The organism is Parachlamydia sp. AcF125, assembly GCF_018342475.1.
GTDB lineage: Bacteria > Chlamydiota > Chlamydiia > Chlamydiales > Parachlamydiaceae > Parachlamydia.
The window spans coordinates 1-1,923 of sequence record NZ_JAEMUD010000009.1 but is presented as its reverse complement, the minus strand read 5'-3'; the positions used below and the strand labels follow the sequence as shown (position 1 = coordinate 1,923).

General features: G+C 44.0%; 1 protein-coding gene. It reads right to left on the bottom strand.

Annotated elements, in window-relative coordinates; genetic code table 11:
- Positions 1-79: 79 nt before the first annotated feature.
- Positions 80-1,558: a group II intron reverse transcriptase/maturase gene (gene ltrA / locus PARA125_RS09650; RefSeq protein WP_349305652.1), complete on the bottom strand. Its 1,479-nt coding sequence runs from the start codon at positions 1,556-1,558 to the stop codon at positions 80-82.
- Positions 1,559-1,923 lie beyond the last annotated feature (365 nt).

The window sequence follows — 1,923 nt, the reverse complement described above, 5'->3', positions numbered from 1 at the left end:
GGTTACGGTAGGAATGTCGATTACTCAACACCCCCCGTACAGATCCGTACGTGCGGAATTACCGCATACGGCTCTTCCCTTAGATAATAACACCGATTCGCTCACTCGGATATTTATGCCATATTTTCGGCTGTGGTAGCCATTGGTCAATCAGTTTTCCTAATTTCTCCCATGTAATATTTGCTTTCTGGCTTCTCCTTTTGAGAGAGTGTTTCCATTTCTGTCCTATTAAATGTCTGAAATCTTGCATTGCTTTATAGTTTCCAGGTACTCCATAGTATCTATAGTGCCCTGTTATCACTGCTTTAAGCCATTGACCAACTTCTTGGATAGGGTCATGCATGCGTTTCTTGAGTTCATCTTTGACCTCTTTTAACTTCTTCTGCATTTTCTTCTTTATTGTATGCCTCCAGATTGTGAATTTTCCATCCTTTCTGGTTCTTCCACAAATATGTGTAAATCCAAGAAATGTGAATGTATCTGGTTTTCCCTCTCCTCGCGTCTTTCTGTTTTCTGATGCAAATCGCCCGAATTCAATGAGTCGCGTTTTCTCAGGATGTAGCTCCAATCCAAATTTTAGGAATCTCTCCTTTAATTCTTCATGAAATTGTCTGGCATCCGATTCGTATTGGAATCCCACTACGGTATCATCGGCAAAACGTATAACAACTACATTGCCACACGCTTTTTGTTTCCTCCATTGTTGGATCCACATGTCATATACATAGTGCAAGAACACGTTTGCAAGTAGCGGTGAAGCACTCGAACCCTGCGGAGTCCCCTGTTCATTGTATATGATCTTTCCCTCTTCCAATATTCCCGCGTTCAGCCATTTCTGGATGAGTCGCACTACTCTTTTGTCCGCAATACGGTGTTCAATAAATTTTATTAGCCATTCTCGATTTATTTTGTTAAAGAAATCTCGAATGTCTGCATCGAACACATAATTCACTTTCCTCGTGTATATTCCAACGTATAGGGCATCCAACGCTTGATGCTGACTGCGCTTCGGTCGAAATCCGTACGAGAATCCCTGAAAATCTGCTTCGTAGATTGTGTTCAGTACTGCTACTGTTGCTCTTTGGACGATTTTGTCTTCCAACGCAGTTACCCCTAGTGGCCTTTGTTTTCCATCGGCTTTAGGTATGTACACTCTTCTTACAGCTTTCGCTTTATATGCTCCAGTTTTAAGTTGCTTGGAGAGAATTGTGAGGTTTCCCTCCAGGTCTCTTCCGTAGCTTTCCCATGTTTCCTTGTCGACACCCGGGGCTGCATCTCTCTTTATCTCAAGATATGACATCCTCAGCATATTGATGTTGTATATATGGTGCATCAGGGTCGTGAATTTTAATCTTCTCTCCGCTTTCGCTTTTCGATGTATAAGCAACAGCTCATTGAGCACACCTTCCCGGCACTGTGTCCGGAGCATGTTTTGCGGCCGCCTATTCTCCTTGGGCAAATCCCTTCCCTCCATCCTCTCCTTTCCCACTTTGTCAGGTTTGTTCGAGGGCTTCTCAGGTACTACGGATTTGTCCGACTTCCTGCAACTGTTCATCATTGCTTTGCTCCATTTGGATTTTCAACGCGGACCATGAGTTTTCATGGCCAGTTGCAGGATCTCCCGATTCCCGCGCTTAAAGTTTCTACACATGTATAGGGTCTTCGACCACGCAGAATCTGTTTACATCTCGCATTATCGATGTCAACAGTGTTGCCTTCCGATGAACACAAACACGTCGGCATTCTGATCTAAGAAATTTTCGGGGCTCAATACCTAACCTGTGTATACCACTGTCTAACGCTTCGCGTATAACCTCTCGCTTATCCGCGCATGACTCGTGGCCGTTGTGATTTTGCTGTAATCTTCAACGTGCGGCTCTTACATCCGCAACTCTAAGCCGATTTTAATCGGCGCTTTCTGTG

Excerpts from the sequence above, each read along its gene's own strand:
- ltrA (WP_349305652.1), bottom strand. The coding sequence starts at position 1,558 with ATGATGAACAGTTGCAGGAAGTCGGACAAATCCGTAGTACCTGAGAAG.